A 25,740-nucleotide genomic window follows, 5' to 3' on the forward strand; every position below is an offset into this window, starting at 1 on the left:
TCTGGCACTGACGCGGGGGCTATCAATGGATACGATATTCGCCCTGGCCAGCGCCCAGGGCAAAGCAGGCGTGGCTGTGATCAGGCTTTCTGGTCCGCAGGCATATGCCTCCGCCAATGAGTTGTCTGGCGGGGGCCTGCCAAGGCGTGGAATGACAGTACGAACACTCAGCGCGTCGGATGGATCGCGGTTGGATGAGGGCTTGGTTCTGACGTTTCAGGCCCCGTCCAGCTTTACCGGCGAAGACGTGGCCGAGCTTCAGATTCACGGAAGTATGGCGTCAGTCAACGCTGTGCTGACCTCTCTTTCGGATATGGACGGTCTTCGGCTGGCCGAACCTGGTGAGTTCACGCGTCGTGCACTGGAAAACGGCAAGATGGATCTGGCGCAAGTCGAAGGTCTTGCTGATCTGATTGATGCAGAAACCGAAGCACAACGGAAACAAGCACAGACGATTTTGGCTGGTGCCTTGGGCACACTGGCTGAAGGTTGGCGGCGTGATCTGATCCGTGCGGCGTCTTTGTTGGAAGCCGTGATTGATTTTGCTGATGAAGAGGTGCCGACAGATGTATCACCTGAGGTTCGGAGGTTGATCTCTGGTGTGATGGCCGAATTGACCCAAGAAGCCAAAGGTGTTCGGATCGCCGAGCGCATTCGCACCGGCTTTGAGGTCGCCATAGTTGGTCTTCCGAACGCAGGAAAATCGACCTTGCTGAATGCGTTGGCAGGGCGGGAAGCCGCAATCACCTCAGAATATGCCGGGACAACCCGCGATGTAATCGAAGTTCGCATGGATTTGGACGGACTGCCTGTCACGCTGTTGGATACGGCTGGTTTGAGACAGACCGAAGATCACGTTGAAAACCTTGGAATTGAACTGGCGCGCAAGCGGGCAGAGGCCGCTGATTTGCGGGTGTTTCTGACGGATGACCCTGATCACTTAGGTGTACCGAGGCAGGCGGAAGACATTCATGTTCTGCCAAAATCTGACCTACGTGGGCCTTCTGCCGGCGGCATATCAGGGAAAACCGGGCAGGGGATTGACCAGCTGATAGACAACATATCGCGTGTATTGATAGCCCAAACTGCTAGTCATGGTATTGCAACGCGGGAACGCCATCGCGTTGCGATGACAAAAGCAGCTGACTCTCTTGCCGCTGCGCAAGCTGTTCTGGAATCGGGCCCAGATATGTATGATATAGCTGCTGAAGAACTAAGGACGGCCATTCGGTCGCTTGAGTCTCTGGTTGGCAGGATTGATGTCGAGACCCTTTTGGATGAAATCTTCGCAAGTTTCTGTCTGGGAAAATAGGGAGTGTTTCACGTGAAACATTCGAAATTTGATGTTGTCGTCATCGGTGCCGGACATGCAGGTGCAGAAGCCGCACATGCTGCAGCACGGATGGGTGCGAACACAGCACTAGTCACTCTTTCCGAACGGGACATCGGTGTCATGTCTTGCAATCCAGCAATAGGTGGGTTGGGCAAAGGGCATCTAGTCCGCGAGATCGATGCACTAGATGGCGTAATGGGGCGCGTGGCGGACCGTGCCGGTATTCAGTTTCGTCTATTGAATCGGCGTAAAGGACCGGCCGTTCAAGGGCCGAGGGCGCAGGCGGATCGAGCCCTTTATCGGGCAGCAATGGCGGGGGAAACGCAAAAACAAGACAATCTGTCGTTGATTACCGGGGAAGTGGTTGATTTCCTAATGGATGGCGACCGCGTCACCGGTGTTAAACTGGCAGATGAATCCGAGGTCCCCGCACAGACAGTTATCCTGACGTCAGGTACATTTCTGCGCGGCGTGATCCACATAGGGGACGTTTCAAAACCAGGTGGCCGCATGGGGGATCGCCCATCGATCAGGCTGGCTGAACGCCTTGATGCCTTTGATTTGCCTACGGCACGACTAAAAACAGGTACGCCACCGAGGTTGGACGGACGAACCATAAATTGGGATATACTTGAACGACAGGATGGCGATGCAGAGCCAATACTGTTTTCATTCATGTCCCAAGCGGTGACAGCGCCGCAAATTGCCTGTGGAATAACTCATACCAATGCTCAGACGCACGGAATAATCGAGAAAAATCTATCGCGATCAGCAATGTATGGAGGTCATATTGATGGTGTTGGTCCCAGATATTGCCCTTCAATCGAAGACAAAATCGTCAGATTTGCGGAAAAGGAGTCACACCAGATATTTCTGGAACCGGAAGGCGTGCGGGATCATACGGTGTACCCAAACGGGATTTCAACGTCTTTGCCCGAAGATGTACAAGTCGAATATGTCCAATCCATCATAGGATTGGAAAACGCGGTAATCTTACAACCCGGATACGCGATTGAATACGACTACGTTGACCCGCGCGTTCTATCTGCGTCTTTGTCTGTGCCCGATGTTCCTGGTCTATATCTTGCAGGACAGATCAATGGGACCACAGGATATGAGGAAGCGGCCGCGCAAGGCCTCGTTGCAGGTTTGAATGCAGCTCTGGAAACACAGGGGCGTGCGCCAATACATTTTACACGCTCAGACAGCTATATTGGCGTGATGATTGACGATTTGACAACACGAGGCGTTGCCGAGCCTTATCGGATGTTCACATCCCGTGCAGAGTTTCGCCTATCACTTCGCGCTGACAACGCAGATCAAAGACTGACCCCGATTGGTGAGCAGTTGGGCTGTGTGGGTGAACTCCGCCGCAAGGTTTTTGCTGAGAAATCAGAAAAACTTGTAAAGGCAAAGAACAAACTGACAGAGACCACATATACGCCAAAGCAAATTCGCGAAGCTGGTATCAGCATAAATCAGGACGGAAACCGGCGCGATGGAATGGCGGTTCTTGCTTTTCCAGAAGTATCGTTTGAAGACATGGTTTTACTCGAACCCGATCTACAGAATACAGACGATGAAATTCGCCGTCAGGTCGAGCGCGATGCGTTGTATGCAAACTATATTGCGCGCCAACAACGGGATGTCGAAGCAATGAAGCGCGATGAGGCGCATGAAATTCCTCGGGATTTCAATTATTTTGCGCTTGATGGTCTGTCGAATGAAATGAAGCAAAAGCTATCGCAGGCGAAGCCTGCGAATATTGCGCAGGCGAGTCGGGTTGAAGGTGTCACGCCTGCGGCTTTAACTCTCGTCCTGGCGAAGCTCAGGCGTGATGTGAAAGCTAGAAAAGCATGATTTATCAGAACGTCGCTTCTGCGGAGGCCCTGGATGTTTCACGTGAAACATTCGAACGCCTGGTGATCTATGTATCTCTGCTTGAAAAATGGAATCCAAAAATCAATCTGGTTTCAAGAAATAGTCTCGAAGAGATTTGGATTCGCCATATCAAAGACTCCATTCAAGTTTTTCAGAACGCAGATCGGGTAGATCATTGGGTGGATTTAGGCAGCGGAGGCGGCTTTCCTGGCATGGTCTGCGCCATCATGGCAATTGAATTTGCGCCTGAAACGCGTTTCACATTAGTCGAAAGCGACCAACGTAAATCCGCATTTCTTCGAAGTGTGACCAGAGAGAGTGGCGCCAATTGTTCCGTGATCTCTCGTCGAATTGAAGCCATTGATCCCTTGCATGCGGACGTGCTTTCAGCTCGGGCTCTGGCTGATCTGACCACTCTAATGTCATTTTGTGACAGGCATTTAAGTAAAAACGGTACAGCGTTGTTGCCAAAAGGCGCAACCTGGAAAAAAGAGCTGGAAGATGCGCGCAAAGAATGGAAATTCGAGGCTGAACCCATTAAGAGTTCGACAGAACCCCAAGCCGTTATCCTGAAAATCAAAGGAGTTGCACGTGGTTGATCTGTCTCGTCCTGCTGGGCCTCGGATTATCGCGGTTGCCAATCAAAAGGGCGGGGTCGGGAAAACCACTACAGCGATCAATCTCGCAGCCGGATTGGCCGAGGCCGGATGCAAGGTTCTTGTGGTCGATCTCGATCCTCAGGGAAATGCCTCTACGGGTCTAGGGGTCGAAGATCGCGACTGGACGACATATGATCTTCTTCTCGACGATGCACCATTGGAAGCTGTGGTGCAGGAGACCGAGATCGGTAATCTTTTTGTGGTTCCGGCGACCGTAGATCTCAGCTCGGCAGATATTGAGCTGATCTCGAATGAAAAGCGCAGTTATTTGCTGCATGACGCGCTTCGACAGACTGCAATTGATGCCTTCGATCTGGATTTTGTGCTGATTGATTGTCCGCCGTCCTTGAACCTGCTCACCGTAAACGCAATGGTAGCAGCGCATTCCGTCCTTGTACCATTGCAAAGTGAGTTCTTTGCGCTGGAAGGCCTGTCACAATTGATGTTGACCATTCGCGAGGTTCGTCAGACCGCTAATCCTGACCTCAGAATCGAAGGTGTTGTGCTGACGATGTATGACAACCGCAACAACTTGTCCCGTCAGGTCGAAAAGGATGCGCGTGACAATCTGGGTGAGATGGTATTTAAAACCAAGATACCCAGAAATGTGCGGGTCAGCGAGGCACCATCTTACGCGCTTCCTGTGCTGCAATATGATTCGGGTTCGCTCGGGGCGATGGCGTACCGGTATCTCGCCCGAGAGGTTATGCATAAGAACAACAAGGTAGCCATTTAAGTGGCCGTGAGGAGGGCAACATGAATGCCAGGAAAGGAAAACCCCGAGGATTAGGTCGCGGGCTATCTGCGTTGATGGCTGATGTCGCACCAGAAGCTGACGGTCGGATTGTATCTGAACCCCGCCGTCCGGATCTCACGGTACCGATCGAAAAACTGCAGGCGAACCCAGATCAGCCGCGCCGCCGTTTCGCGCAAGAGCAATTGGATGAGCTTGCGGCCTCAGTCAAGGAAAAGGGTATTATCCAGCCGCTGATTGTCCGCAGCATCGATGGCGGCCAATACGAAATCGTTGCGGGTGAACGGCGCTGGCGTGCTGCGCAGATGGCGCAACTGCATGATATCCCAGTTATTGTTCGCGAATTTGATGACACCGAAGTGCTTGAGGTCGCGATTATCGAGAACATTCAGCGCGCAGATCTGAACGCGGTGGAAGAGGCGGCAGGCTTTAAGCAATTGATGGATCGCTTTGGTCACACGCAAGAAAAGCTGGCCGAAGCGCTTGGTAAAAGCAGAAGCCATATCGCTAATCTGCTGCGTCTTTTGTCACTGCCATTGGATGTACAATCCCTTGTAATAGAAGGAAAATTATCCGCCGGTCATGCAAGGGCATTGATCACGGCAGAAAACCCATCGGAGCTGGCGAAACAGGTGGTTCGTGAGGGCCTTTCGGTGCGTGCGACCGAGGCATTAGTGAAAAAGCAGCAAGGTGGAGCGGATAAGCCGGCTCCGAAATCCAGAAACCTGAATGCTGGGAAGGACGCAGACACCCGAGCGCTTGAAAAGGATTTGTCTGCGATTCTGGCGATGAAGGTGACGATCAACCATAAGGCCGGATCTGAATCCGGGCAGGTTGTGTTGGCTTATGAGAACCTGGATCAGTTGGATGATCTGTGCGCGAAGCTCAGCCGTTAGGTCGGGTCCAGATAAACAGCATCACAGCGCTGAGCACAATGGCCTGAATGATCAGGACGTGAGAAGGAACCGACAGCAGAACCGATAAGCCAAATACGGCGGCAACCGAAAGGGTGGCCGCCTTTTTTGCACCGGGTCTGATCGCGCCAGAGCTTTGCCAATCGATGATCATAGGGCCAAAGGTTCGATGGCTCAGCAACCAGTTATGCAGCCGTGACGATGAGCGAGCAAAAAAGAACGCGGCCAACAGAAGAAATGGCACCGTCGGCAGCAGCGGCAGAGCGACTCCGATCATGGCAAGCGCAACGCATAATAACCCCAATCCGGCCCAGAGAAATTGCATCTGTTACTCCAACAGCTCTCGGATTACCGCGTTGAGCACGGCGCGCCCGTTTGAAGTGGCGCGCAATTGATTGCGATCAAGGGTTAGCATGCCCAGATCGATCAGCGAATCAAGTTTGTCATGCGAAAGTTCTTCACCTGCAAGCAGAGTGTATCTGTCTATATTTAGGCCCTCGACCAAACGTAGACACATCATAAGGTATTCTGAGGCTTGTTCACGTTGGCTAAGCTCGAACCGATTGCTTTCGCCGCGCCCATTGGAGGCAGCCGTCAGCCATTTGTTTGGTGAAAGATGAGTTTCCGTCGCGAATTTCCGGCGATCCAGGGTGATCCGACCGTGTGCGCCGGGTCCAATACCGATGTAGTCACCATAGCGCCAATAGATGAGGTTATGCCGTGATTCCGCTCCGGGCCGGGCGTGGTTTGAGATCTCATAGGCAGGCAGCCCATGCGCTTCGCAGATTTCCTGCGTCGCCAGATACATATCCGCAGCGTTGTCGTCCTCGGGCAGACCGCGCAGCTTGCCCAGGGCATAGCGATCACCAAACGCTGTGCCTTCCTCAATGGTCAGTTGGTATAGCGACAGGTGATCAACTGCCATCGATAGCGCCTCGGTCAGCTCAGCACGCCAGGCGTCCAGAGTTTGATGCTGGCGGGCATAGATCAGATCAAAGCTCACACGGTCAAAGCAAGAGCGCGCGATATCGAAGGCCGCGCGAGCCTCGGCAACCGTGTGAATGCGCCCCAGACGACGTAGGTCATCGTCGTTCAAGGCCTGAACACCCATCGAGATGCGGTTCACGCCCGCATCATAATAGGCCGCGAACCGCCCGGCCTCGACCGAGCCTGGATTGGCCTCAAGCGTGATTTCCATATCGTTGGCCGATCGCCAAAGGGCGCCGGCCTTGTCGATGATGGTGGCGACGGTCTCAGGCGCCATCAGTGATGGAGTTCCGCCGCCAAAGAAGATTGTGTTCAAAACCCGGTCAGGAGTTTCGATGGCCGAGCGGCTCAGTTCACTGAGATAACGCTCAAGCCATTGTTTTTGATTAATATTCTTGGAAACGTGGCTGTTGAAATCGCAATAGGGGCACTTGGCCTCGCAAAAGGGCCAATGCACATAAAGGCCAAAGCCCCCGTTTCGCCAATCATCCGCCAAAGCAGCCTTTCACGAACATCTCCACCGCGCGCCCGCGATGGCTGATCTTGTTCTTTTCCCAGCGATCCATTTCGGCAAAGGTAATGTCGTGCCCCTCAGGGACAAACATCGGGTCATAGCCGAACCCGTCCTTGCCACGGATCGGCCAAGTCAGGTGACCGGGCGCGACGCCCTCGAACACTTCGTCATGCCCGTCGGGCCAGGCCAGAACCAGAGTGCAGCGAAACTGGGCCATACGCGGGTGGGGGGCGTTTTTCGCCTCTAGCTCATTATGGGCGCGAGTCATCGCCATCAGGAAATCGCGGCCACTGCCGGTTTCGGCCCAATCGGCGGTGTAAACACCGGGTGCGCCATCCAATGCATCGATGGTGATCCCGGAATCGTCCGACAGGGCAGGTAGGCCGGTCGCCTTTGCAGCTGCGTGGGCCTTGATCCGGGCGTTACCGACGAAAGTGTCCTCGGTCTCTTCCGGTTCTGGCAGGTTCATTTCGCCCGCGCCGACAACCGTTACGCCAAAGGGCTCAAGCAGATGCGCCATCTCCTCGAGCTTGCCTTTGTTGTGGGTGGCGACCAGCAGTCGATCACCTTCGAACCTGCGAGTCATGCGGTTGCAGCTTTCTGGGCAGCAGCAAGTTCACCCACGCCTTTCTCGGCAAGGTCCATCAGTTGATCCATTTGCGCGCGGCTGAAAACGGATCCTTCGGCGCTCATCTGCACTTCGATCAGCTTACCCGAGCCGGTCATGATGAAATTGCCGTCAACGCCAGCTTCGCTATCTTCGGGATAGTCCAGATCTAGCACGGGCTGACCGGCATAAATTCCGCATGAAACGGCGGCAACAGGGTCTAATAAAGGGTCAGAGATCACATCGCCTGTTTTCATCAGCTTGTTCACGGCCAGACGCAGCGCCACCCAACCGCCAGTGATCGAGGCACAGCGGGTGCCGCCGTCGGCTTGAATGACATCGCAGTCAACAGTGATCTGCCGTTCTCCCAAGGCAACCCGGTCTACACCGGCGCGCAAGGCGCGGCCGATAAGGCGCTGGATTTCCACGGTGCGTCCGCCTTGCTTGCCGCTGGCAGCCTCGCGCCGCATCCGCGTATTGGTCGCACGGGGCAGCATGCCATATTCAGCGGTGACCCAACCCAGGCCCGAGCCTTTGATGAACGGTGGCACGCGATCCTCGATTGTGGCGGTGCATAGCACATGGGTGTCGCCCATCTTGATCAGGCAAGAGCCTTCGGCATGTTTGGTGAACCCCGTTTCAATTGAAACGGCGCGCATTTCGTTTAGATCACGTCCTGAGGGTCGCATGAGAAATCCTTTATCTGCTGGGTTGGGGATACCGTCCTGCGGCGTTACGATGCAAGCCCGATTGACCTTTCATTTGCCTGCGATTTAATGACGATCCAGCAGAGGGCCGCCGATGAGCGAAGCAAGCAAAATTCTGGACGAGATGAATGACCGGTCGCGTGAGGTGTTCCGGTTGATTGTCGAAAGCTATCTGGAAAGCGGTGAACCCGTGGGCAGCCGGACTCTGACGCGCACATTGTCCGAGAAAGTCAGTGCTGCGACCGTACGCAATGTGATGCAGGATCTTGAATTTCTGGGTTTGCTCGACAGTCCGCATGTCAGCGCTGGTCGAATTCCAACACAGCAGGGGCTGCGCATGTTCGTGGACGGATTGCTAGAAATGGGCGATCTGGGTGCGGATGATCGGCAGAAGCTGGACGAAACACTAGGCTCTAACGCAGGCGATGTGGGTGGTATGCTCGATCGCGTCGGCGCGGCGCTATCACACGTGACACAAGGGGCTTCGCTGGTTCTGACGCCAAAGCATGAGGCCGAGATCAAGCATATCGAGTTCGTCTCGCTTGGTCATGACCGGGCCTTGGTGGTTTTGGTGTTTTCGGACGGGCAGGTAGAAAACCGGCTGTTTACACCTCCGCCTGGCCAAACACCCAGTTCGATGCGCGAGGCAGCCAATTTCCTGAATGCGCTGATCGAAGGACGTACGCTTGGCGAAGTGCGCCGTCAGATGCTGTCACAGATCGACGCGCGGAAACAGGAAATCGATGTTCTGGCGCGTGAGATGGTCGAGAGCGGCATTGCCGCTTGGGACGGGGACGGCGGCGACTCGGCCCGGCTGATCGTGCGCGGGCGTGCGAATCTGTTAAATGAGCCGGGTCAGGCAGAAGAGCTTGATCGAATCCGCACCCTGTTTGACGACCTTGAACGCAAACGCGATATCGCCGAATTCCTTGAATTGACCGAAGAAGGCGAAGGTGTGCGCATTTTTATTGGCTCTGAGAACAAACTTTTCTCACTTTCGGGTTCCTCTTTGGTGGTGTCTCCATATATGAACGCTGATCGTAAGATAATCGGTGCGGTTGGGGTCATTGGACCCACACGTCTGAATTACGGGCGAATCGTACCAATCGTGGATTATACGGCGCAACTGGTCGGCAAGCTGATTTCCGACCGGAGCTAGAGGGTAAGAGATGGCAGAGCCCAAGAACGAAGATTTTCTGGACGACATCATGTCCGCCGAGGCGGAAGAGTTTGCCGAAGATTTTGCTGAGATCAGCGATGAGGCGCTTGAGGTCGATCAACTGCGTGCTGAGCGCGATGATTACAAAGACAAGTTCATGCGTGCGCTGGCCGATGCCGAAAATGCGCGCAAGCGTGGCGACAAGGCGCGTCGGGATGCGGAACAATATGGCGGGTCAAAACTGGCCCGCGACATGCTTCCGGTTTACGACAATATGAAACGCGCGCTTGAGGCCGCGACGGATGAGCAGAAAGAGGTTGCCGCCGGCTTGCTGGAAGGTGTCGAGTTGACCATGCGCGCGCTGAAGGATGTGTTCCAGAAGCATGGGATCGAGGTGATTACGCCACAGGTCGGGGACAGGTTCGACCCGAATGTACATGAGGCGATGTTCGAGGCCCCGGTGCCCGGAACCAAAGCCGGCGACATCATTCAGGTGTCGGCAGAAGGCTTCATGCTGCACGACAGGTTGTTGCGTCCGGCGCAGGTTGGGGTGTCGTCAACGCCCGCAAGCTGAACAGTTCCTGGGTCAACCGGGTTCGAGGCGGTCAGGATCTGGCCGCCTCTTTCAGTTTGTAGATCAAGTCCAAGGCTTCGCGGGGGCTGAGTTCATCTGGAAGGATGGTTTCCAGCATATCAGCAACGGGCGAGGTTTTTGGCGCAGGGGGAGGCGGCGGCGCAGCTGAAAACAGGGGCAGATCGTCGATCAGTGCTTTCTGCTTACCGCCTTCACGTTCGGTTTTTTCTAATTGATCCAACACGATACGGGCGCGGTCCACGACCGAGGTGGGCAAGCCAGCCAATTGTGCAACCTGGACGCCGTAAGACCGATCGGCAGCGCCTTTATGTACCTCATGCAGAAAGATGACTTCACCCTCCCATTCTTTGACTGCAACGGTCGCGTTTTCTACACCGTTCAGACTTCCAGCGAGTGCAGTTAATTCGTGGTAGTGGGTGGCGAACAATGCGCGGCATTGGTTTGCCGCGTGTAGGTGTTCCAGTGTGGCCCAGGCAATGGAAAGGCCGTCGTAGGTCGCGGTGCCTCGGCCGATCTCGTCCAGGATGACGAGCGCGCGGTCGTCGGCCTGATTCAGAATAGCTGCGGTTTCGACCATTTCGACCATAAAGGTCGAGCGGCCCCGCGCCAGATCGTCTGACGCTCCGACGCGGCTGAACAATTGACTGACTAATCCGATTTGCGCCTGTTCCGCCGGAACATAGCTGCCCATCTGCGCCAGTAGGGCGATCAGCGCATTCTGGCGCAGGAAGGTTGATTTACCGGCCATGTTGGGACCGGTGAGCAACCAAATTGCAGCGCCTGCATCGGCGCTCAGATCGCAGTCGTTGGCGATGAAAGCATCGCCGCTTTGCTGCCTCAGGGCATGCTCGACCACCGGGTGACGGCCTCCTTTGATGTCGAATGCGCGTGACCCGTCGACCTTTGGACGGCACCAGCTTTCGCCGCGAGCCAGATCGGCGAGTGCAGTGGTCAAATCCAACTCAGCCAGTCCGCGCGCGGCCTGATTTAGCCGTGCGGCAATATCCAGAATAGCCCCAGAAAGCCTTTGATAGAGCCGTTTTTCGATCTCTAGCGCGAGATTTCCGGCATTCAGAATCTTTGTTTCGATCTCGGACAGCTCCACCGTGGTGAAGCGCACCTGATTGGCGGTGGTTTGGCGGTGGATAAAAGTCTCGCTAAATGGCGTGTTCAACATTTTCTCGGCATGGGTTGCCGTGGTCTCGATGAAGTAGCCAAGCACATTGTTGTGTTTGATCTTCAGTGACGTGATGCCGGTATGCTCCGCGTATTTCTGTTGGAAACCTGCGATGACCGAACGGCCTTCGTCACGCAAGGTGCGCGCTTCGTCCAATTCGGTATCAAACCCGGGGGCGATAAAGCCGCCATCGCGGGCCAGCAAGGGTGGATCAGCAACCAATGCTTCGTCCAGCAAAGCCAACAGATCGTCAAATCCGACAAGGTTCTGGACGGCAGTGGCCAGCAGAACAGGCAGATCCTGTGAGGCACAGGTTTCGGCGATTGTTGCGGCTTGTTCCAATCCATTGCGGATAGCGGCCAGATCACGCGGGCCGCCCCGGTCCAGCGAAAGCCGGGACAGGGCACGATCCAGATCAGGTGTTTTGCGTAAAGCTTCGCGCAGGTCCGAGGCGATCAGGCTGTCTTCGACTGCGAAAGATACCGCGTCCAGCCGGGCGTGGATCACATCCAGATTACGCGAGGGGCTGGACAGTCGCTGTTCCAGAAGTCTTGCGCCACCTGGCGTTACTGTTCGGTCGACCACGGACAGCAGCGACCCGGCGCGCCCACCAGACAGCGACCGGGTCAGTTCCAGATTGCGTCGCGTTGCGGCGTCGATCTGAACCACGCGATCCTCGGATTCCTTTAAGGGCGTTTGCAGCAGGGGCAGTTTGCCCTTTTGCGTGATCTCCAGATAATCGATCAGCGCGCCTATGGCCGAAACCTCGGCGCGCCCGAAGTTCCCAAATGCATCCAGAGCGCCCACGTGAAACAACCCGCAGATGCGTTTCTCGGCTGCAGCGCTGTCAAAACTGGCGCGTCCGACAGGCGTAAGCGATATGCCAAGGTCCATGACTGTTTCATGCAGCTTTTCCTCGGACCCATCGGCCACGATCAGCTCAGATGGGGCCAGCCGAGCGAGTTCAGGGCTCAACCGGATTGACGTCAGCGGCATCACGTGAAACGCACCGGTTGAGATATCGGCCCAGGCCAGCGCGGCTTCGTCCCGAACCTCGGCATAGGCGGCCAGAAAGTTGTGCCGCCGCGCCTCTAGCAGGGCATCTTCGGTCAGTGTGCCGGGCGTCACCAGACGCACAACACCGCGCTTTACCACCGATTTAGAGCCTCTTTTCTTGGCTTCCGCCGGGCTTTCCATCTGCTCGCAGACCGCGACGCGGAATCCTTTGCGGATCAAGGTCAGCAAGTAGCCCTCGGCAGAATGCACCGGCACGCCGCACATCGGGATATCGTCGCCATTGTGTTTGCCGCGCTTGGTCAGCGCGATATCCAACGCCTCAGCCGCGTTCACCGCATCCTCGAAGAACATCTCGTAGAAGTCGCCCATGCGGTAAAACAGCAGGGCATCTACATGAGCCTCTTTGATCTCAAGGTACTGCGCCATCATCGGCGTGACTGTGGACAAATTCGGCCCCCTTCTGGCGTGTTCCGGGCGCGACCTTACAAATCCCGCATCTTCAGTAAAAGGTGAAAACTCATTCTCGTTGAGGCGCGGCCCCGCCTGCGTTATGAGGCAAAAGCCCCAAAGTCATGGAAACGACCTGTAAGATGCCCAAAGCGAAGATCACCAAAGAAGAGGCGCTGGCCTTTCACCTAGACCCGACCCCCGGCAAGTGGGAGGTGCAGGCCACCGTACCCATGACCACGCAGCGCGATCTTTCGCTAGCTTACAGCCCTGGCGTTGCGGTTCCCTGTGAAGCCATCGCTGAAGCACCAGAGACGGCGTATGACTATACAAACAAAGGCAATCTGGTTGCCGTGATCTCGAACGGTACCGCCGTTCTGGGCCTTGGAAATCTGGGTGCGCTGGGCTCAAAACCGGTGATGGAAGGCAAATCGGTCCTGTTCAAGCGGTTCGCTGATGTGAACTCGATCGATATCGAGCTGGATACCGAAGACCCGGACGAGTTCTGTCGCGCTGTGCGCCTGATGGGTCCGACCTTTGGCGGTATTAATCTGGAAGATATCAAAGCACCCGAATGTTTCATCATCGAACAACGCTTGAAGGAAGAGATGGATATCCCGGTCTTCCACGATGATCAGCATGGCACAGCAGTGATTTGTGCGGCTGGCCTGCTTAACGCGTTGCATATCTCGGGCAAGAAGATCGAAGATGTAAAAATCGTCCTGAACGGGGCAGGCGCTGCAGGAATTGCCTGTATCGAACTGCTCAAGGCCATGGGTGCACGGCATGAGAATTGCATCGTCTGCGACACCAAAGGCGTGATTTATCAGGGCCGGACCGAGGGTATGAACCAGTGGAAGTCGGCCCATGCCATCACGACTGATCTTCGCTCTTTGGAAGAGGCCATGAAGGATGCGGATGTATTTCTGGGCGTGTCGGTCAAAGGGGCGGTGACACAAGACATGGTCGCCAGCATGGCTGACAATCCGGTGATTTTCGCCATGGCGAACCCTGACCCGGAAATCACCCCGGAGGAGGCGCACGAGGTGCGCGTTGATGCGATCGTCGCGACGGGCCGTAGCGATTATCCGAATCAGGTGAATAACGTTCTGGGTTTTCCTTACCTGTTCCGCGGTGCGCTGGATATTCATGCCCGTGCGATCAATGACGAGATGAAAATCGCCTGCGCTCATGCTCTGGCGCGATTGGCACGTGAAGATGTTCCGGATGAGGTTGCCATGGCCTATGGCAAGTCGCTGACTTTTGGGCGCGACTACATCATTCCAACGCCTTTTGATCCGCGCCTGATCCACCGTATCCCGCCTGCGGTTGCCAAGGCTGGTATGGATACCGGCGCGGCGCGACGTCCGATCATCGATATGGACGCTTATGAGCTGAGCCTGAAATCCCGCATGGACCCGACGGCCAGCATCCTGCGCGGCTTGAACGCGCGGGCGCGTCAGGCGCAAAGCCGGATGATCTTTGCCGAGGGTGACGATCCGCGCGTATTGCGCGCGGCCGTTATGTACCAACGCTCGGGCTTTGGTAAGGCTCTGGTTGTGGGCCGGTCAGACGACGTAAAGGAAAAGCTCGAAGCCGCTGGTCTTGGGGACGCGGTGCGTGAAATTGATGTGGTGAACGCCGCCAACACCGCGCATCTCGAGGCCTATAAGGATTTTCTGTATCAGCGCCTGCAGCGTAAGGGCTTTGATCACAAAGATATTCACCGACTCGCTGCACGGGATCGACATGTGTTTTCGTCTCTGATGCTGGCGCATGGTCATGCGGATGGTCTGGTGACCGGGGCCACACGCAAGTCGGCGCACGTGCTGGACCGTATCAACCATGTGTTTGACGCCGATGCCGCCCATGGCGCGGCTGGGGTTACCGCGTTGCTGCACAAGGGACGGATTGTTCTGATTGGCGACACTTTGGTGCATGAATGGCCGGATGAGAACGATTTGGCCAATATCGCTGAGCGCGCCGCAGCCGTGGCGCGCCACATGGGGCTAGAGCCCCGGGCGGCCTTTGTCAGTTTCTCGACCTTCGGTTACCCGGTGTCTGAACGTGCTGAGAAGATGCACCGTGCCCCGGCAGTGCTGGACGAGCGCGGCGTCGATTTCGAGTACGAGGGCGAGATGACGGTTGATGTCGCCCTGAATGTTGATCAGCAGGAAGCCTATCCGTTCCAACGACTGACCGGACCAGCCAATATCCTGATTGTTCCTGCACGACACTCGGCCTCGATTTCGACCAAACTGATGCAGGAAATGGGCGGCGCCACCGTGATCGGCCCGATCCTGTCCGGCGTCGACAAGCCGATCCAGATCTGTTCGACGGTCTCGACCGCAAATGACATTCTGAACATGGCCATCCTGGCCTCCTGCGATATCGGGTAAATCATGACAATCTGGAACCTTGGCTCAATCAACGCGGATATGGTCTATGCCCTGCCGCATTTGCCCGAAGCGGGTGAGACACTGGCGGCCAGTGGGCTACAGAGGTTTCTGGGTGGCAAGGGCGCCAACATGTCTGTGGCGTCTGCACGAGCCGGATCGCGGGTATCCCATATCGGCGCGGTGGGCTCGGATGGCCTTTGGGCGCGGGATCGGCTGACCGAATATGGCGTGGACACGCGGCATATTGCCGAGGTGGATGTGCCGACAGGTCACGCCATCATCGCAGTAGATGCGCAGGGTGAAAACCTGATCGTTCTGTATCAAGGCGCCAACCATGCCATCTCGAACGACCAACTTGGGCAGGCGTTGTCCTCGGCTGTTTCAGGTGATCTGCTGGTGATGCAGAACGAAACCAATGCGCAGATTGAGGCCGCTAAACTAGGTTGCGAAATGGGGCTGACTGTCTGCTACGCCGCCGCCCCATTTCAGGCAGACGCAGTTCAAGCGGTTCTACCGTATCTGGATTTTCTGATCCTCAACGAAGTCGAGGCCGAGCAATTGCAGGATGCAACGGGTCTCGCCCCTTCAGACCTGCCGGTCGAACATGTGATCGTCACCTTTGGCTCAAAAGGTGCGCGCTACTATCAGCAAGATCATCAACTCCAAGCGTTTCAGGCGCATAAGGTCAACGCTGTGGATACCACCGGGGCAGGTGACACATTCACCGGCTATGTGTTGGCTGGAATGGACCGGGGTATGCCGATGGCGCAGGCGATTGCCCAAGCAAACCGTGCCGCGGCCCTGATGGTCACGCGGCACGGCACTGCAGATGTCATTCCTGATCTGAAAGAGGTGCGCGAAGCGCAGTTTGACTAGGACCCTGCAAAGGGCGCTTCGTTGCCCCACAATTGTTTGACCCGCGCATCGCGACCGCAGGCTTCGCGGTAGGCCTTATAGGCGTTCTTTTGGCGCTTGGGGCCAAAGCGGGTCAGTACCAGCTTGCTACCCTTGTAATAATCCTGGTGATACGCTTCGGCTGGATAAAACGTTCCAGCTTGCAGGATCGGCGTGACCACAGTCTGCCCCAGCGCGTTTTGTGCGCTGGTCTTGGCTTGCTGTGCCTGCGCCTTTTCCCCTTTGTTAGAGACGAAAATTGCTGTGCGATAGCTGTCGCCGCGATCGCAGAACTGGCCGCCCGCATCCGTGGGATCGACTGAGCGGAAGAACATGTTCAGCAAGGTTGCACGGGAAACGCGGGCGGGATCGAAGGTGATCTGGACCGCCTCGTAATGCCCTGTTCCGCCTTTCGAGACCTGATCATAGGTGGGGCTATCCGTCTTGCCACCGGTATAGCCCGAGACCGCGCCGATCACGCCGGGCACGGACTCGAAATCGGATTCCACACACCAGAAACAGCCACCGGCGACTGTTAGCGTTTCAGTGCCAGCGGCCGGAGCAGGTAAGGCGCGCAGCATTGCTGCCAACAAGATCAGCACAAACAGAAGTGAAGGTTTCAGGCAATCAAGGTAAGTGATCCGGGTCATGGCAGGTCTCCTTCCGAAACCAAGCTGCCCGCAGATTTTTGTGCTTGCAATGCGCTGACATGATTTGTCACGCGCTGGTGAGACGAGTTTATCAGCCCAGCAGTTGCCCCAGCTTCATCGCAACACCCATGTTGCCCGAGATTTTCAGCTTGCCCAGCGCAACCCCGGTCATTGGGTTCAGCTTACCGGTCAGCAACTTAGAGAGGTTCTCGCGCGAGATGCGGATGGTGCAGTCTGTGTCCCGATCCTGGGTTGAGGCAGTATTCTCCGCCAGAACGATCACGCCCTCGTCGCCACAATCGAACTTAAGCGATCCGTCAAAGTTTTTGCCGTTCAAACCCTTTTGAATTCCGTCGGCGATGTCTTGCAGCATTATTCGTCCTTCCCTGATTGACGTATGCGTAAAGACAATCGCCTGATCCGGGCAAGCCCGACCCGACGGAAACCCGGCAAAGAAAAACCCCGGTGCCTGATCAGACACCGGGGCCAGATCTAAAATTCTAAACGCTTACTTGCTCAGCCGTTTGTCACGCGCGGCCAGAAGCTTCAGGCGCAGTGCGTTCAACTGGATGAAGCCTGCCGCATCTTTCTGGTCATATGCACCGGCGTCTTCCTCAAAGGTCACGTGCGCCTCGGAGTACAGCGAATGATCCGACCAGCGGCCCACGGTTGAGGCAAGACCTTTGTACAGTTTCACGCGAACGGTGCCGGTGACATGCTCTTGCGACTTGTCGATGGCCGCCTGCAGCATCTCACGCTCGGGGCTGTACCAGAAGCCGTTATAGATCAGCTCGGCATATTGCGGCATCAGCTGGTCTTTCAGATGCATCGCGCCCCGGTCCATGGTGATGGACTCGATGCCACGATGCGCTTCCAGCAGGATGGTGCCGCCGGGGGTTTCGTAAATACCGCGCGATTTCATTCCAACGAAGCGGCCTTCGACCAGATCGAGACGGCCAATGCCGTGCTTGCCGCCATATTCGTTCAGCTTGGTCAGGATGGTCGCGGGGCTCATCGCCTCGCCATTGATGCTGACCGCATCGCCTTTTTCAAAACCGATCTCGATAAATTCCGGCTCGTTCGGCGCATCCTCGGGGTGGACGGTGCGCTGATAGACATAGTCGGGTGCCATATCGGCGGGGTCTTCCAGAACTTTTCCCTCGGACGAGGTGTGCAGCAGGTTGGCATCGACCGAGAACGGGGCCTCACCACGCTTGTCCTTGGCGATCGGGATCTGGTTCGCCTCGGCAAATTCCAACAGCTTGGTACGGCTGGTCAGGTCCCACTCACGCCACGGCGCGATCACCTTGATTTCGGGATTCAGTGCGTAAGCAGCCAGTTCAAAACGAACCTGATCGTTGCCCTTGCCAGTCGCGCCGTGGGCCACAGCGTCAGCACCGGTCGCTTCGGCGATCTCGACCAGACGTTTCGAGATCAGAGGCCGTGCGATCGAGGTGCCCAGCAGGTACAGCCCTTCGTACTGTGCGTTGGCGCGGAACATCGGGAAGACAAAGTCGCGAACGAATTCCTCGCGGATATCTTCGATATAGATGTTCTCGGGTTTGATCCCCAGCAGCTCGGCTTTCTTGCGGGCGGGCTCCAGCTCCTCGCCCTGACCCAGATCGGCGGTGAAGGTCACGACCTCACAACCATACTCGGTCTGCAGCCATTTCAGAATGATCGAGGTATCAAGGCCACCGGAATAGGCCAGAACAACTTTCTTGGGCGCGGACATCTGACTTCCCTTTATGCGTAGAACGACTGGCCCCTAACGGGTTTTGGGCGTGGGGGCAAGCTGTGTGGATTGACGCAGCCCGGGAATTGGGGTGAAACGGGCGGATAGAGAACAAGGATTGGTTGAGAGGGCGGTATTTATGCTGGGATTAGAGATTTTCGTGCATTCGGTGAGGATGGTTCTTAGGAACCTGACGCAGGCGCTACAGATTTCAGTCGTACCGGCGCTCATTGGCGGCTTTTTAGCCATCGGCCTGTTCTTCCTGTTTGGCATCCCTTTCGAAGAATTCAACAGTGAAACCAATGGCTTCCCTGAAGGCGTAACGGCCGCGTCCTTCACCGGTTTTCTGCTCTGCCTTATGGCCGTTGTCTTTGGGGTCATGCTGTGGATTGTCGTGTCGTGGCACCGTTTTGTTCTACTTGAGGAATATCCAAGCGGTTTGGTTCCGCCTTTCAGGTTCGACCGTGTGCTCGCCTATTTCGGACGTCTTCTGATGCTCGGCCTAATCGCTCTTATCATCATGATACCGGGAGCGCTGATCATGGGCATGATGGCGCAATCCTCTGTGGCGCTGGGAATTCTGGTTTGGCTGGGTTTGATCATCATTCTCACGATCGGATTCTATCGGGCCTCCCCGATTTTACCCGGCGCAGCGATCGGAAAACCAATAAAGCTGTCTGAAGCGTGGCAAGCAACCTCGGGCGCAAGCGGAGCCATCGCACTTCTGGTCGTCTTATCCATCCTCTTCCAAATATTGCTTCAGCTACTGGCGTCTTTGCTGCTTTTCGTCCCGATCATCGGTGTCTTGATTGTCTTGTTTGCGAGCATGCTGATCGTCCCACTGATCAATGTCAGTATCCTGACGACGATCTATGGTGTGTTCATCGAAAAACGCGAGCTGGCCTAAGCCCGTACACATATGTATTCCTTGCCCTTTCGACGATGATGGGGCAGGGAATCCAACATGATTGATTTCACGACCCGCGCCCGCGCTGCCGAAAAGGCAATGCGCTCAGTGTTTCCGGCAACTCCGTTGCAGCGGAACGCCCATCTGTCCGACCGTTACGGCGCGGATATCTGGCTCAAGCGCGAAGACCTCAGCCCGGTGCGGTCGTATAAAATCCGTGGTGCGTTCAATGCGATGCGCAAGCAGCAGGGGCAGGGCCTTTTCGTTTGCGCCAGCGCTGGCAACCATGCGCAGGGCGTGGCCTATATGTGTAAGCATCTGGGTGTGCGGGGTGTGATCTTCATGCCGGTGACCACGCCGCAGCAGAAGATCCAGAAGACGCGCATTTTCGGCGGCGACAATATCGAGGTTCACCTGATCGGTGACTATTTCGATGACACGCTGGCTGCGGCGCAAAGCTGGTGCGCAGAACAGGGCGGATATTTCCTGTCTCCGTTCGATGATGCGGATGTGATTGAGGGGCAGGCCTCATTGGCGGTTGAGATCGAAGAGCAATTGGGCCGAGTGCCTGATCATGTAATTCTGCCGGTTGGCGGCGGCGGTATGTCTTCGGGGGTGGCGACCTGGTTCGGGGACCGGGCGCATTGCCTGTTCGTGGAACCGGCCGGCGGGGCGTGTTTGCGCGCGGCGCTTGCAGCGGGGCACCCGGTGGCTCTGGATCATGTGGATACCTTTGTCGATGGCGCAGCAGTAGGCCGGATTGGTGAGAAACCGTTTGAATTGCTGAAATCGCGGCATCTGTCGGATGTGCTGACTTTGTCCGAAGACCGCATCTGCACCACCATGATCGAAATACTGAATGTCGAGGGCATCGTTCTGGAACCTGCCGGTGCATTGGCGGTTGAGGCTGTGGGTGACGTGCAAAGCTTTGTGCGTGGCAAGACGGTGGTCTGTGTGACATCGGGTGGCAACTTCGATTTCGAACGCTTGCCTGAGGTCAAAGAGCGCGCGCAGCGTTATTCCGGGGTCAAGAAATACTTCATCTTACGCCTGCCGCAGCGTCCTGGCGCTTTGAAAGAATTTCTGGGTATTCTGGGGCCCGAAGACGATATCGCACGGTTCGAATACATGAAGAAATCGGCGCGCAATTTTGGTTCGGTGCTAATCGGGATCGAAACCCGCAAGCCCGAGAATTTCATGCGCCTGTTTGCGCATCTGGATGAAGCCGGGTTTACTTATACGGATATCACCGAAGACGAGACGCTGGCACAGTTTGTGATCTAGCGCAGGTTTTCGGCCAGACCGGCCTGAAACAGTTTTTTCGACTCGTCGTAGGCCGCGATAATCGCCGATAAATCAACGGCGGCGCTTTCACCTGCGGCTGCGCGTCGCTCACCGTCCTGGCACAGTTTCGAGAAACTATCAAAGCCAAGACTCAGCGCGCTGCCCTTCAGGAAATGCAAGTTCTGTTCGATCTCGGACCGGGTAGTGTCATCGCGTAGCTTAGTGATAACTTCCTGAACCTCGTCCAAAAAGATTTCGACAACCTCGGTGAACTCGTCTGCGCCGACTTCATCACGTAATTGTCTGACTCTGGACCACTGAATCATGCCATCCTCTTGCGGTTGCATGTTGTTAGACCGTCGCGGGTAAAGATGGGGTTAAATCGCGGCCATTTGGTTTTTCATAGGATGTTAAGCTGAGAGGCATAGCGTTGCGACAACTGGAGAGTTGAGCAAGTACAGGGACTTCATGGTGCCGGATGCCAGTCAAGTAGAGGCCCGGGTCGAGCTGGATTTTGGCGCGATCCGCAAGGTTCTTGTTGTGGACGACAGCCGTCTGCAGCGGCGCATTCTGGTGGCCTCGCTAAAAAAGTGGGGATTCGAGGTTCTTGAAGCCGACAGTGGTGAAGCCGCGATAGAGCTTTGCACCTCGGACCCGCCTGATCTTGTTCTAAGCGACTGGGTCATGCCAGGCATGGGCGGGCTTGAGTTCTGTCGCGCCTTCCGAGAGCTGGATAGTGAGCAATATAGCTATTTCATTCTTCTGACCTCAAAAAGCGAAAAGCAGGAGGTCGCGCGCGGTCTGGATGCTGGGGCAGACGATTTTCTGATCAAGCCGCTTGAGGCTGATGAGCTGCGTGCGCGCATATCGGCCGGGGCGCGTATTCTTGACATGCAACGCGAATTGTCCCGAAAAAACCAATTGATCGAAACAGCGCTGAACGAACTGAAGCTTGCCCATGATGCGATCGATAAAGACCTGATGCAGGCGCGCAAAATTCAGGATTCGCTGGTGCCTGAATTGAAGGGGACCTTTGGCAACTCACAGGTCAGCCTGCTTCTGAAACCCTGTGGTCATATCGGTGGTGACCTGGTGGGGGTGTTTTCGCCCGGTGTCAATCGGCTCGGGTTTTACAGCATCGATGTCTCGGGCCACGGGATCACCTCTGCGATGATGACGGCACGGCTGGGCGGGTATCTGTCCAGCACGCATTTCGATCAGAACATCGCGATGGAGCGTCGTTTTAATAAATTCTACGCCCTTCTGCCACCCGAAGAGGTCGCGTCGTTGCTCAACTCGCGTCTGATCGCCGATGCCGGGATCGAAGAGTATTTCACCATGGTCTATGCCATCATCGATCTGCGCAACGGACATCTGAAAATGGTGCAGGCCGGACACCCGCATCCGCTGTTGTTGCGCCGTGATGGTAAAAGCGAGTTTCTGGGCGAAGGCGGGTTGCCCATTGGCCTGCTGCCTGAGGCGCAGTTTCAGCAGACGGAAACCTATATGCAACCGGGCGACAAGCTGCTCTTGCATTCGGACGGGTTCACCGAATGCCAGCTCGCCGACGGCAGTTTGCTGGATGATGACGGGTTGAAGGCGATGGCTGTTGAATGCGCCGCCGATCACGGTGGACCGGAATTCCTGGATGACATGTTCTGGCGTCTCACACAGGTTATGTCACCGGACAGCGGAATTGCGGATGATGTCTCTGCAGTGTTTTTTGAATATAACGGACCTTAAAGCCCATGCAGGTGGCGCTGGGCGAAATGGGCGTCGCCCTCGTTGCCCAACAGATGAACGGCATCTGCGGTCTCCATCCAAATGGCCTCATGAATGTCTTCGGTCGGAGGGCCTAGGCGTCTGACCGGGTGGGCGCGGTAAATCAGGCAGACCTTCTCGGCCCACAGATCGTATTCCGGCATATACGTATATCGACGAAACGCACCCACTCTCCGGGGCGCGGCGATCAGCCAGCCGGTTTCTTCGTAAACCTCACGGTGAAGCGCTGTAATGGGTGATTCCCCCGGATCGATGCCGCCGCCCGGCAGCTGCAGATCGGGTCCGGGTTCCAGCTGACAGGTCAGCAGCAATCGGTTGCCTTGTGGCAATAGGGCATAAACGCCGACCCGCCGGGTGTATTTTCGCTCTGCCTCGGGGCTTTCACCGAACCGTCTGATCATGTAAGGCCCCTTTCAACCCAAACTGTTCAACCTATATGGTGGCGGTATGCCAACCTGTGGCGCTTAAGGAAACCCCATGTCTATTGGAACCAAAATCGCGTGGGACGATACCGTCCTGCCCTTTCAACTCGATATACCCGACATGCGAGGCCGCGTGGCCCGGCTGGACGGCGTGTTGGGCGGCATCTTGAAACAGCACGACTACCCGGAGGTGGTCGAGGCGCTGGTGGCCGAGATGGCCCTGCTGACTGCATTGATAGGGCAAACGGTATCGCTGCGCTGGAAGCTGTCTCTGCAGGTGCAATCCAAGGGCGCGGTGCGGATGATCGCAACCGATTATTATGCGCCACAGGTCGAGGGCGAACCCGCGCAGATCCGCGCATATGCGAGCTTTGACCGCGACCGGCTGACCGATGCAGCCCCTTTCGATCAGGTGGGTGACGGGTACTTCGCCATCATGATTGACCAAGGTGAAGGTACACAGCCTTATCAGGGCATCACCCCACTGGCCGGGGGATCACTGAGCGCGTGTGCGGAAGCCTATTTCGCGCAGTCCGAACAGCTGCCGACCCGGTTTTCGTTGAGCTTCGGCAAATCGACTGAGCCCGGTGTCGGTGAACACTGGCGCGCTGGCGGGATCATGCTGCAGCACATGCCCAAAGCCTCGCCCTTTGCCGCTTCCGGGGAGGGCAGCGGAGAGATCCTGTCTGCCTCGGATCTGGTGGATGGTGAAGAGGGCGAGAACTGGGATCGCGTCAACATCCTGCTCGACACCGTGGATGATCTGGAGATGATCGGGCCATCCGTTGCGCCAACCGACCTTCTGGTGCGTCTGTTTCACGAGGAACAGCCTCGCGTCTATGATGCACAGCAGGTAAAATTCGGTTGCACTTGTTCCGAAGATCGCGTGCGCCAAAGCCTGTCGATCTATTCGGCGCAGGATATTGCGACAATGACCACGGACGAAGGCACCGTCACAGCAGACTGCCAATTCTGCGGTGCGCACTATGTGCTGGACCCTGCGACCGTCGGGTTCGAGGCCGAAGGCCCGGATGGCGCGTGATCTGATCACAGACCTGACCGAGGCGCTGAGCCGTGATGGGTCCGGGTCCAGTGACTTTGATCTGAACCCGGAAACGGTGCTGCCGGCGGGGCGCAAACTGCGCCCTGCGGGCGTGTTAGTGCCTGTTTCTGTGACCGGAGACGCACCGCGATTGATCCTGACCAAACGCTCTTCGGCGTTGAAACACCATCCGGGCCAGATCGCCTTTCCGGGTGGAAAACAGGATGAGGGCGACATCGACGTTACTGCGACAGCTTTGCGCGAAGCACAGGAAGAAATTGGTCTTCCGCCAGAACTACCCAGTATTCTGGGTCATCTGCCGACTCATGAAACCGTGACGTCCTTTTCGGTCACGCCGGTTGTTGCGATCCTTGAAGCCAGTTTTGAACCAGTCGCCGAACCGGGCGAGGTGGATGAGATCTTCTTCGTTCCGCTTGCGCATGTCCTGAACCCAGAGAATTATGTCGTCGAGTCGCGCCGTTGGCGTGGCCAAAGACGGTATTACTATGCTGTGCCCTATGGCCCCTATTATATCTGGGGTGCGACGGCACGGATGCTGCGGGGATTGGCAGCGCGGATGAGTGAATGAAGCGGATCACAGAAGATTGGTTAACCGACCAAGCCACGCAGGATGTATGCACCGCCCTGACCAACGGCGGGGCGCAGGCACTATTCGTTGGTGGTTGTGTGCGCAATGCTCTGCTGAAGGCGCCGGTTTCTGACATTGATATCGCCACAGACGCTAGGCCTGAACACGTCGTGGAACTGGCGCAGAAAGCTGGGCTGAAGCCGATACCAACAGGGATAGACCATGGCACCGTGACGATTGTCAGCAAAGGCATCCCGCACGAGGTCACGACGTTTCGCCGTGACGTCGAAACGGATGGTCGGCGTGCTGTCGTCGCCTTTTCCGACAAGGTCGAAGAAGACGCCGCGCGTCGTGATTTCACCATGAACGCGCTTTATGCCAAACCTGACGGCACAATCCTTGATCCGCTGAACGGTTTGCCGGATCTACAGGCTCGTCGCGTACGGTTCATCGGGGAGGCCAGTGATCGCATCCAAGAAGACTACCTGAGATCGCTCAGATATTTCAGGTTTCATGCTTGGTACGGGGATGTGGACGGTGGCTTTGACCCCGCTGCACTGGATGCAATAGCTGCAAATTTGGACGGGTTAGAGACGCTTTCGCGCGAACGGGTCGGGGCCGAGATGCTTAAACTGCTCGCTGCGCCTGACCCCGCGCCGTCGGTTGCCGCCATGCGCGTCACTGGCGTTTTGGCGCAGCTCTTACCCGGGGCTGATGACCGGGCACTGCCGATCCTGATTCAGCTGGAACAAGACGCCCATGCAGCGCCCGAAGCGATTCGTCGTTTGGCAGCGATTGCGTCGCCCGAGGTGGCCAAAACTCTGCGTCTTAGCCGCGCGCAACTGCAGCGTCTGGCTCGGATGCGCGATGAAGCGATGGCGACGACCAGTGTCGCAGAATTGGGTTATCGCTATGGGTCGGAAGGCGGATTGCACGAGACACTTTTGCGTCATGCATTTCTTGAACAGCCTTGGTCCGAAGACCTGAACCGAGCTTTGCAAAAAGGGTCCGCGGCCAGTTTCCCGATCAAGGCGGCGGATTTGATCCCCGCCTTCTCGGGCCCCGCGCTGGGCGCAAAACTGGCCGAGCTTGAGGCGCGTTGGATCGCGTCAGATTTCGCGCTTAGCCGCGAAGAATTGCTTGCCGACTGATTTGAAGTCTCAAAAAGGGATGACAAACCCGATTTGATTTGGCAGGGTGCGCCTGACTCATATGGAGGGAGGAATGCGAATGTATTACGGGATCTGGTTCGGCTAAAGCCCGGAACACTTTGACCCGTAGGGGT

General features: G+C 56.3%; 25 protein-coding genes. 15 read left to right on the forward strand and 10 right to left on the reverse strand.

The window, feature by feature from the left end; all coding sequences use genetic code 11:
- The first annotated feature begins 25 nt into the window (after positions 1–25).
- The 5 genes from mnmE to ACR0EN_RS18925 are packed head-to-tail and all read left to right on the forward strand — an operon-like array spanning position 26 to position 5,523.
- Positions 26–1,312, forward strand: coding sequence for a tRNA uridine-5-carboxymethylaminomethyl(34) synthesis GTPase MnmE (gene mnmE, locus ACR0EN_RS18905; RefSeq protein ID WP_170819269.1), 1,287 nt, complete (start codon positions 26–28; stop codon positions 1,310–1,312).
- A 12-nt stretch (positions 1,313–1,324) separates the two neighbouring features.
- Positions 1,325–3,193 (forward strand): tRNA uridine-5-carboxymethylaminomethyl(34) synthesis enzyme MnmG, encoded by a 1,869-nt coding sequence (gene mnmG / locus ACR0EN_RS18910; protein WP_480588286.1) that lies wholly within the window; start codon positions 1,325–1,327, stop codon positions 3,191–3,193.
- Entirely contained in the window at positions 3,190–3,813 is a 624-nt protein-coding gene (gene rsmG, locus ACR0EN_RS18915; protein WP_170626952.1) for a 16S rRNA (guanine(527)-N(7))-methyltransferase RsmG, read from the forward strand. The genes mnmG and rsmG overlap by 4 nt, the downstream gene beginning before the upstream one ends.
- Positions 3,806–4,609 carry an AAA family ATPase gene (locus ACR0EN_RS18920; protein ID WP_170408801.1) on the forward strand — a complete coding sequence of 268 codons (804 nt, stop codon included), beginning with the start codon at positions 3,806–3,808 and terminating at the stop codon, positions 4,607–4,609. Before rsmG ends, ACR0EN_RS18920 begins: the two co-directional genes overlap by 8 nt.
- Before the next feature lie 20 nt (positions 4,610–4,629).
- Positions 4,630–5,523, forward strand: a complete 894-nt coding sequence (locus ACR0EN_RS18925) for a ParB/RepB/Spo0J family partition protein (protein ID WP_170408800.1) — start codon at positions 4,630–4,632, stop codon at positions 5,521–5,523.
- Here the strand turns inward: ACR0EN_RS18925 and ACR0EN_RS18930 are convergent.
- From ACR0EN_RS18930 to rph, 4 genes are read right to left on the reverse strand one after another with little or no spacing between them, the layout of a single operon-like run.
- A complete protein-coding gene (locus ACR0EN_RS18930; protein ID WP_170399420.1) occupies positions 5,513–5,866 on the reverse strand; it encodes a YbaN family protein in 354 nt (117 codons plus the stop codon). The two genes, ACR0EN_RS18925 and ACR0EN_RS18930, sit on opposite strands and share 11 nt — an antisense overlap.
- A 3-nt stretch (positions 5,867–5,869) precedes the next feature.
- Complete coding sequence (hemW, locus tag ACR0EN_RS18935; RefSeq protein WP_480588288.1) at positions 5,870–7,024, reverse strand: radical SAM family heme chaperone HemW; 1,155 nt, start codon at positions 7,022–7,024, stop codon at positions 5,870–5,872.
- On the reverse strand, positions 7,014–7,628 hold the full coding sequence (gene rdgB, locus ACR0EN_RS18940) for an RdgB/HAM1 family non-canonical purine NTP pyrophosphatase (protein ID WP_170819265.1): 615 nt from the start codon (positions 7,626–7,628) through the stop codon (positions 7,014–7,016). The genes hemW and rdgB overlap by 11 nt, the downstream gene beginning before the upstream one ends.
- Complete coding sequence (gene rph / locus ACR0EN_RS18945; RefSeq protein WP_170399411.1) at positions 7,625–8,338, reverse strand: ribonuclease PH; 714 nt, start codon at positions 8,336–8,338, stop codon at positions 7,625–7,627. Before rph ends, rdgB begins: the two co-directional genes overlap by 4 nt.
- A gap of 112 nt (positions 8,339–8,450) precedes the next feature.
- On the opposite strand from rph, the gene hrcA reads away from it, so the two are divergent.
- Both hrcA and ACR0EN_RS18955 read left to right on the forward strand, forming a co-directional pair.
- Complete coding sequence (gene hrcA / locus ACR0EN_RS18950) at positions 8,451–9,515, forward strand: heat-inducible transcriptional repressor HrcA (RefSeq protein WP_170399408.1); 1,065 nt, start codon at positions 8,451–8,453, stop codon at positions 9,513–9,515.
- 10 nt (positions 9,516–9,525) lie between these two features.
- Positions 9,526–10,089 (forward strand): nucleotide exchange factor GrpE, encoded by a 564-nt coding sequence (locus tag ACR0EN_RS18955; protein WP_170399405.1) that lies wholly within the window; start codon positions 9,526–9,528, stop codon positions 10,087–10,089.
- A 31-nt stretch (positions 10,090–10,120) separates the two neighbouring features.
- On the opposite strand, the gene mutS is transcribed toward ACR0EN_RS18955, so the two are convergent.
- A complete protein-coding gene (mutS, locus tag ACR0EN_RS18960; protein ID WP_480588345.1) occupies positions 10,121–12,733 on the reverse strand; it encodes a DNA mismatch repair protein MutS in 2,613 nt (870 codons plus the stop codon).
- A gap of 161 nt (positions 12,734–12,894) precedes the next feature.
- Between mutS and ACR0EN_RS18965 the strand changes: the two genes are divergently transcribed.
- The gene (locus tag ACR0EN_RS18965) at positions 12,895–15,150 is read left to right on the forward strand and encodes an NADP-dependent malic enzyme (protein ID WP_480588290.1); all 2,256 of its coding nucleotides are present in this window, start codon (positions 12,895–12,897) and stop codon (positions 15,148–15,150) included.
- A 3-nt stretch (positions 15,151–15,153) separates the two neighbouring features.
- The gene (locus ACR0EN_RS18970) at positions 15,154–16,026 is read left to right on the forward strand and encodes a ribokinase (RefSeq protein ID WP_480588292.1); all 873 of its coding nucleotides are present in this window, start codon (positions 15,154–15,156) and stop codon (positions 16,024–16,026) included.
- On the opposite strand, the gene msrA is transcribed toward ACR0EN_RS18970, so the two are convergent.
- The 3 genes from msrA to ACR0EN_RS18985 form a co-directional block, all read right to left on the reverse strand.
- On the reverse strand, positions 16,023–16,694 hold the full coding sequence (msrA, locus tag ACR0EN_RS18975; RefSeq protein WP_170399396.1) for a peptide-methionine (S)-S-oxide reductase MsrA: 672 nt from the start codon (positions 16,692–16,694) through the stop codon (positions 16,023–16,025). The genes ACR0EN_RS18970 and msrA overlap by 4 nt on opposite strands.
- A gap of 91 nt (positions 16,695–16,785) precedes the next feature.
- The gene (locus tag ACR0EN_RS18980) at positions 16,786–17,067 is read right to left on the reverse strand and encodes an SCP2 sterol-binding domain-containing protein (protein ID WP_170598637.1); all 282 of its coding nucleotides are present in this window, start codon (positions 17,065–17,067) and stop codon (positions 16,786–16,788) included.
- Positions 17,068–17,202: 135 nt separating this feature from the next.
- Positions 17,203–18,429 (reverse strand): argininosuccinate synthase, encoded by a 1,227-nt coding sequence (locus tag ACR0EN_RS18985; protein WP_170426327.1) that lies wholly within the window; start codon positions 18,427–18,429, stop codon positions 17,203–17,205.
- A gap of 139 nt (positions 18,430–18,568) precedes the next feature.
- On the opposite strand from ACR0EN_RS18985, the gene ACR0EN_RS18990 reads away from it, so the two are divergent.
- Positions 18,569–19,336 (forward strand): hypothetical protein, encoded by a 768-nt coding sequence (locus ACR0EN_RS18990; RefSeq protein ID WP_170408791.1) that lies wholly within the window; start codon positions 18,569–18,571, stop codon positions 19,334–19,336.
- 57 nt (positions 19,337–19,393) lie between these two features.
- On the forward strand, positions 19,394–20,620 hold the full coding sequence (gene ilvA / locus ACR0EN_RS18995; RefSeq protein ID WP_480588294.1) for a threonine ammonia-lyase IlvA: 1,227 nt from the start codon (positions 19,394–19,396) through the stop codon (positions 20,618–20,620).
- Here the strand turns inward: ilvA and ACR0EN_RS19000 are convergent.
- Positions 20,617–20,946, reverse strand: a complete 330-nt coding sequence (locus tag ACR0EN_RS19000; protein WP_480588296.1) for an Hpt domain-containing protein — start codon at positions 20,944–20,946, stop codon at positions 20,617–20,619. The genes ilvA and ACR0EN_RS19000 overlap by 4 nt on opposite strands.
- Before the next feature lie 142 nt (positions 20,947–21,088).
- On the opposite strand from ACR0EN_RS19000, the gene ACR0EN_RS19005 reads away from it, so the two are divergent.
- Complete coding sequence (locus ACR0EN_RS19005; RefSeq protein WP_170819281.1) at positions 21,089–22,363, forward strand: SpoIIE family protein phosphatase; 1,275 nt, start codon at positions 21,089–21,091, stop codon at positions 22,361–22,363.
- Here the strand turns inward: ACR0EN_RS19005 and ACR0EN_RS19010 are convergent.
- Entirely contained in the window at positions 22,360–22,803 is a 444-nt protein-coding gene (locus ACR0EN_RS19010; protein ID WP_170426319.1) for an NUDIX hydrolase, read from the reverse strand. The genes ACR0EN_RS19005 and ACR0EN_RS19010 overlap by 4 nt on opposite strands.
- Before the next feature lie 76 nt (positions 22,804–22,879).
- Between ACR0EN_RS19010 and hslO the strand changes: the two genes are divergently transcribed.
- From hslO to ACR0EN_RS19025, 3 genes are read left to right on the forward strand one after another with little or no spacing between them, the layout of a single operon-like run.
- Entirely contained in the window at positions 22,880–23,866 is a 987-nt protein-coding gene (gene hslO / locus ACR0EN_RS19015; protein WP_170399357.1) for an Hsp33 family molecular chaperone HslO, read from the forward strand.
- The gene (locus ACR0EN_RS19020; protein ID WP_170399354.1) at positions 23,856–24,455 is read left to right on the forward strand and encodes a CoA pyrophosphatase; all 600 of its coding nucleotides are present in this window, start codon (positions 23,856–23,858) and stop codon (positions 24,453–24,455) included. The genes hslO and ACR0EN_RS19020 overlap by 11 nt, the downstream gene beginning before the upstream one ends.
- Positions 24,452–25,606 (forward strand): CCA tRNA nucleotidyltransferase, encoded by a 1,155-nt coding sequence (locus ACR0EN_RS19025; protein WP_480588298.1) that lies wholly within the window; start codon positions 24,452–24,454, stop codon positions 25,604–25,606. Before ACR0EN_RS19020 ends, ACR0EN_RS19025 begins: the two co-directional genes overlap by 4 nt.
- Positions 25,607–25,740 lie beyond the last annotated feature (134 nt).

Source organism: Ruegeria sp. AB7, assembly GCF_056542625.1.

Coding starts and splice junctions, on each gene's coding strand:
- ACR0EN_RS19005 (WP_170819281.1), top strand. CDS start 21,089: ATGGTGCCGGATGCCAGTCAAGTAGAGGCCCGGGTCGAGCTGGATTTT.
- ACR0EN_RS18955 (WP_170399405.1), top strand. CDS start 9,526: ATGGCAGAGCCCAAGAACGAAGATTTTCTGGACGACATCATGTCCGCC.
- hslO (WP_170399357.1), top strand. CDS start 22,880: ATGTCTATTGGAACCAAAATCGCGTGGGACGATACCGTCCTGCCCTTT.
- rdgB (WP_170819265.1), bottom strand. CDS start 7,628: ATGACTCGCAGGTTCGAAGGTGATCGACTGCTGGTCGCCACCCACAAC.
- ACR0EN_RS19000 (WP_480588296.1), bottom strand. CDS start 20,946: ATGATTCAGTGGTCCAGAGTCAGACAATTACGTGATGAAGTCGGCGCA.
- ACR0EN_RS19025 (WP_480588298.1), top strand. CDS start 24,452: ATGAAGCGGATCACAGAAGATTGGTTAACCGACCAAGCCACGCAGGAT.
- ACR0EN_RS18930 (WP_170399420.1), bottom strand. CDS start 5,866: ATGCAATTTCTCTGGGCCGGATTGGGGTTATTATGCGTTGCGCTTGCC.
- hrcA (WP_170399408.1), top strand. CDS start 8,451: ATGAGCGAAGCAAGCAAAATTCTGGACGAGATGAATGACCGGTCGCGT.
- ilvA (WP_480588294.1), top strand. CDS start 19,394: ATGATTGATTTCACGACCCGCGCCCGCGCTGCCGAAAAGGCAATGCGC.
- rph (WP_170399411.1), bottom strand. CDS start 8,338: ATGCGACCCTCAGGACGTGATCTAAACGAAATGCGCGCCGTTTCAATT.
- mnmE (WP_170819269.1), top strand. CDS start 26: ATGGATACGATATTCGCCCTGGCCAGCGCCCAGGGCAAAGCAGGCGTG.
- ACR0EN_RS19010 (WP_170426319.1), bottom strand. CDS start 22,803: ATGATCAGACGGTTCGGTGAAAGCCCCGAGGCAGAGCGAAAATACACC.
- ACR0EN_RS19020 (WP_170399354.1), top strand. CDS start 23,856: ATGGCGCGTGATCTGATCACAGACCTGACCGAGGCGCTGAGCCGTGAT.
- rsmG (WP_170626952.1), top strand. CDS start 3,190: ATGATTTATCAGAACGTCGCTTCTGCGGAGGCCCTGGATGTTTCACGT.
- ACR0EN_RS18965 (WP_480588290.1), top strand. CDS start 12,895: ATGCCCAAAGCGAAGATCACCAAAGAAGAGGCGCTGGCCTTTCACCTA.
- ACR0EN_RS18985 (WP_170426327.1), bottom strand. CDS start 18,429: ATGTCCGCGCCCAAGAAAGTTGTTCTGGCCTATTCCGGTGGCCTTGAT.
- ACR0EN_RS18980 (WP_170598637.1), bottom strand. CDS start 17,067: ATGCTGCAAGACATCGCCGACGGAATTCAAAAGGGTTTGAACGGCAAA.
- ACR0EN_RS18970 (WP_480588292.1), top strand. CDS start 15,154: ATGACAATCTGGAACCTTGGCTCAATCAACGCGGATATGGTCTATGCC.
- msrA (WP_170399396.1), bottom strand. CDS start 16,694: ATGACCCGGATCACTTACCTTGATTGCCTGAAACCTTCACTTCTGTTT.
- ACR0EN_RS18925 (WP_170408800.1), top strand. CDS start 4,630: ATGAATGCCAGGAAAGGAAAACCCCGAGGATTAGGTCGCGGGCTATCT.
- mutS (WP_480588345.1), bottom strand. CDS start 12,733: ATGATGGCGCAGTACCTTGAGATCAAAGAGGCTCATGTAGATGCCCTG.
- ACR0EN_RS18990 (WP_170408791.1), top strand. CDS start 18,569: ATGCTGGGATTAGAGATTTTCGTGCATTCGGTGAGGATGGTTCTTAGG.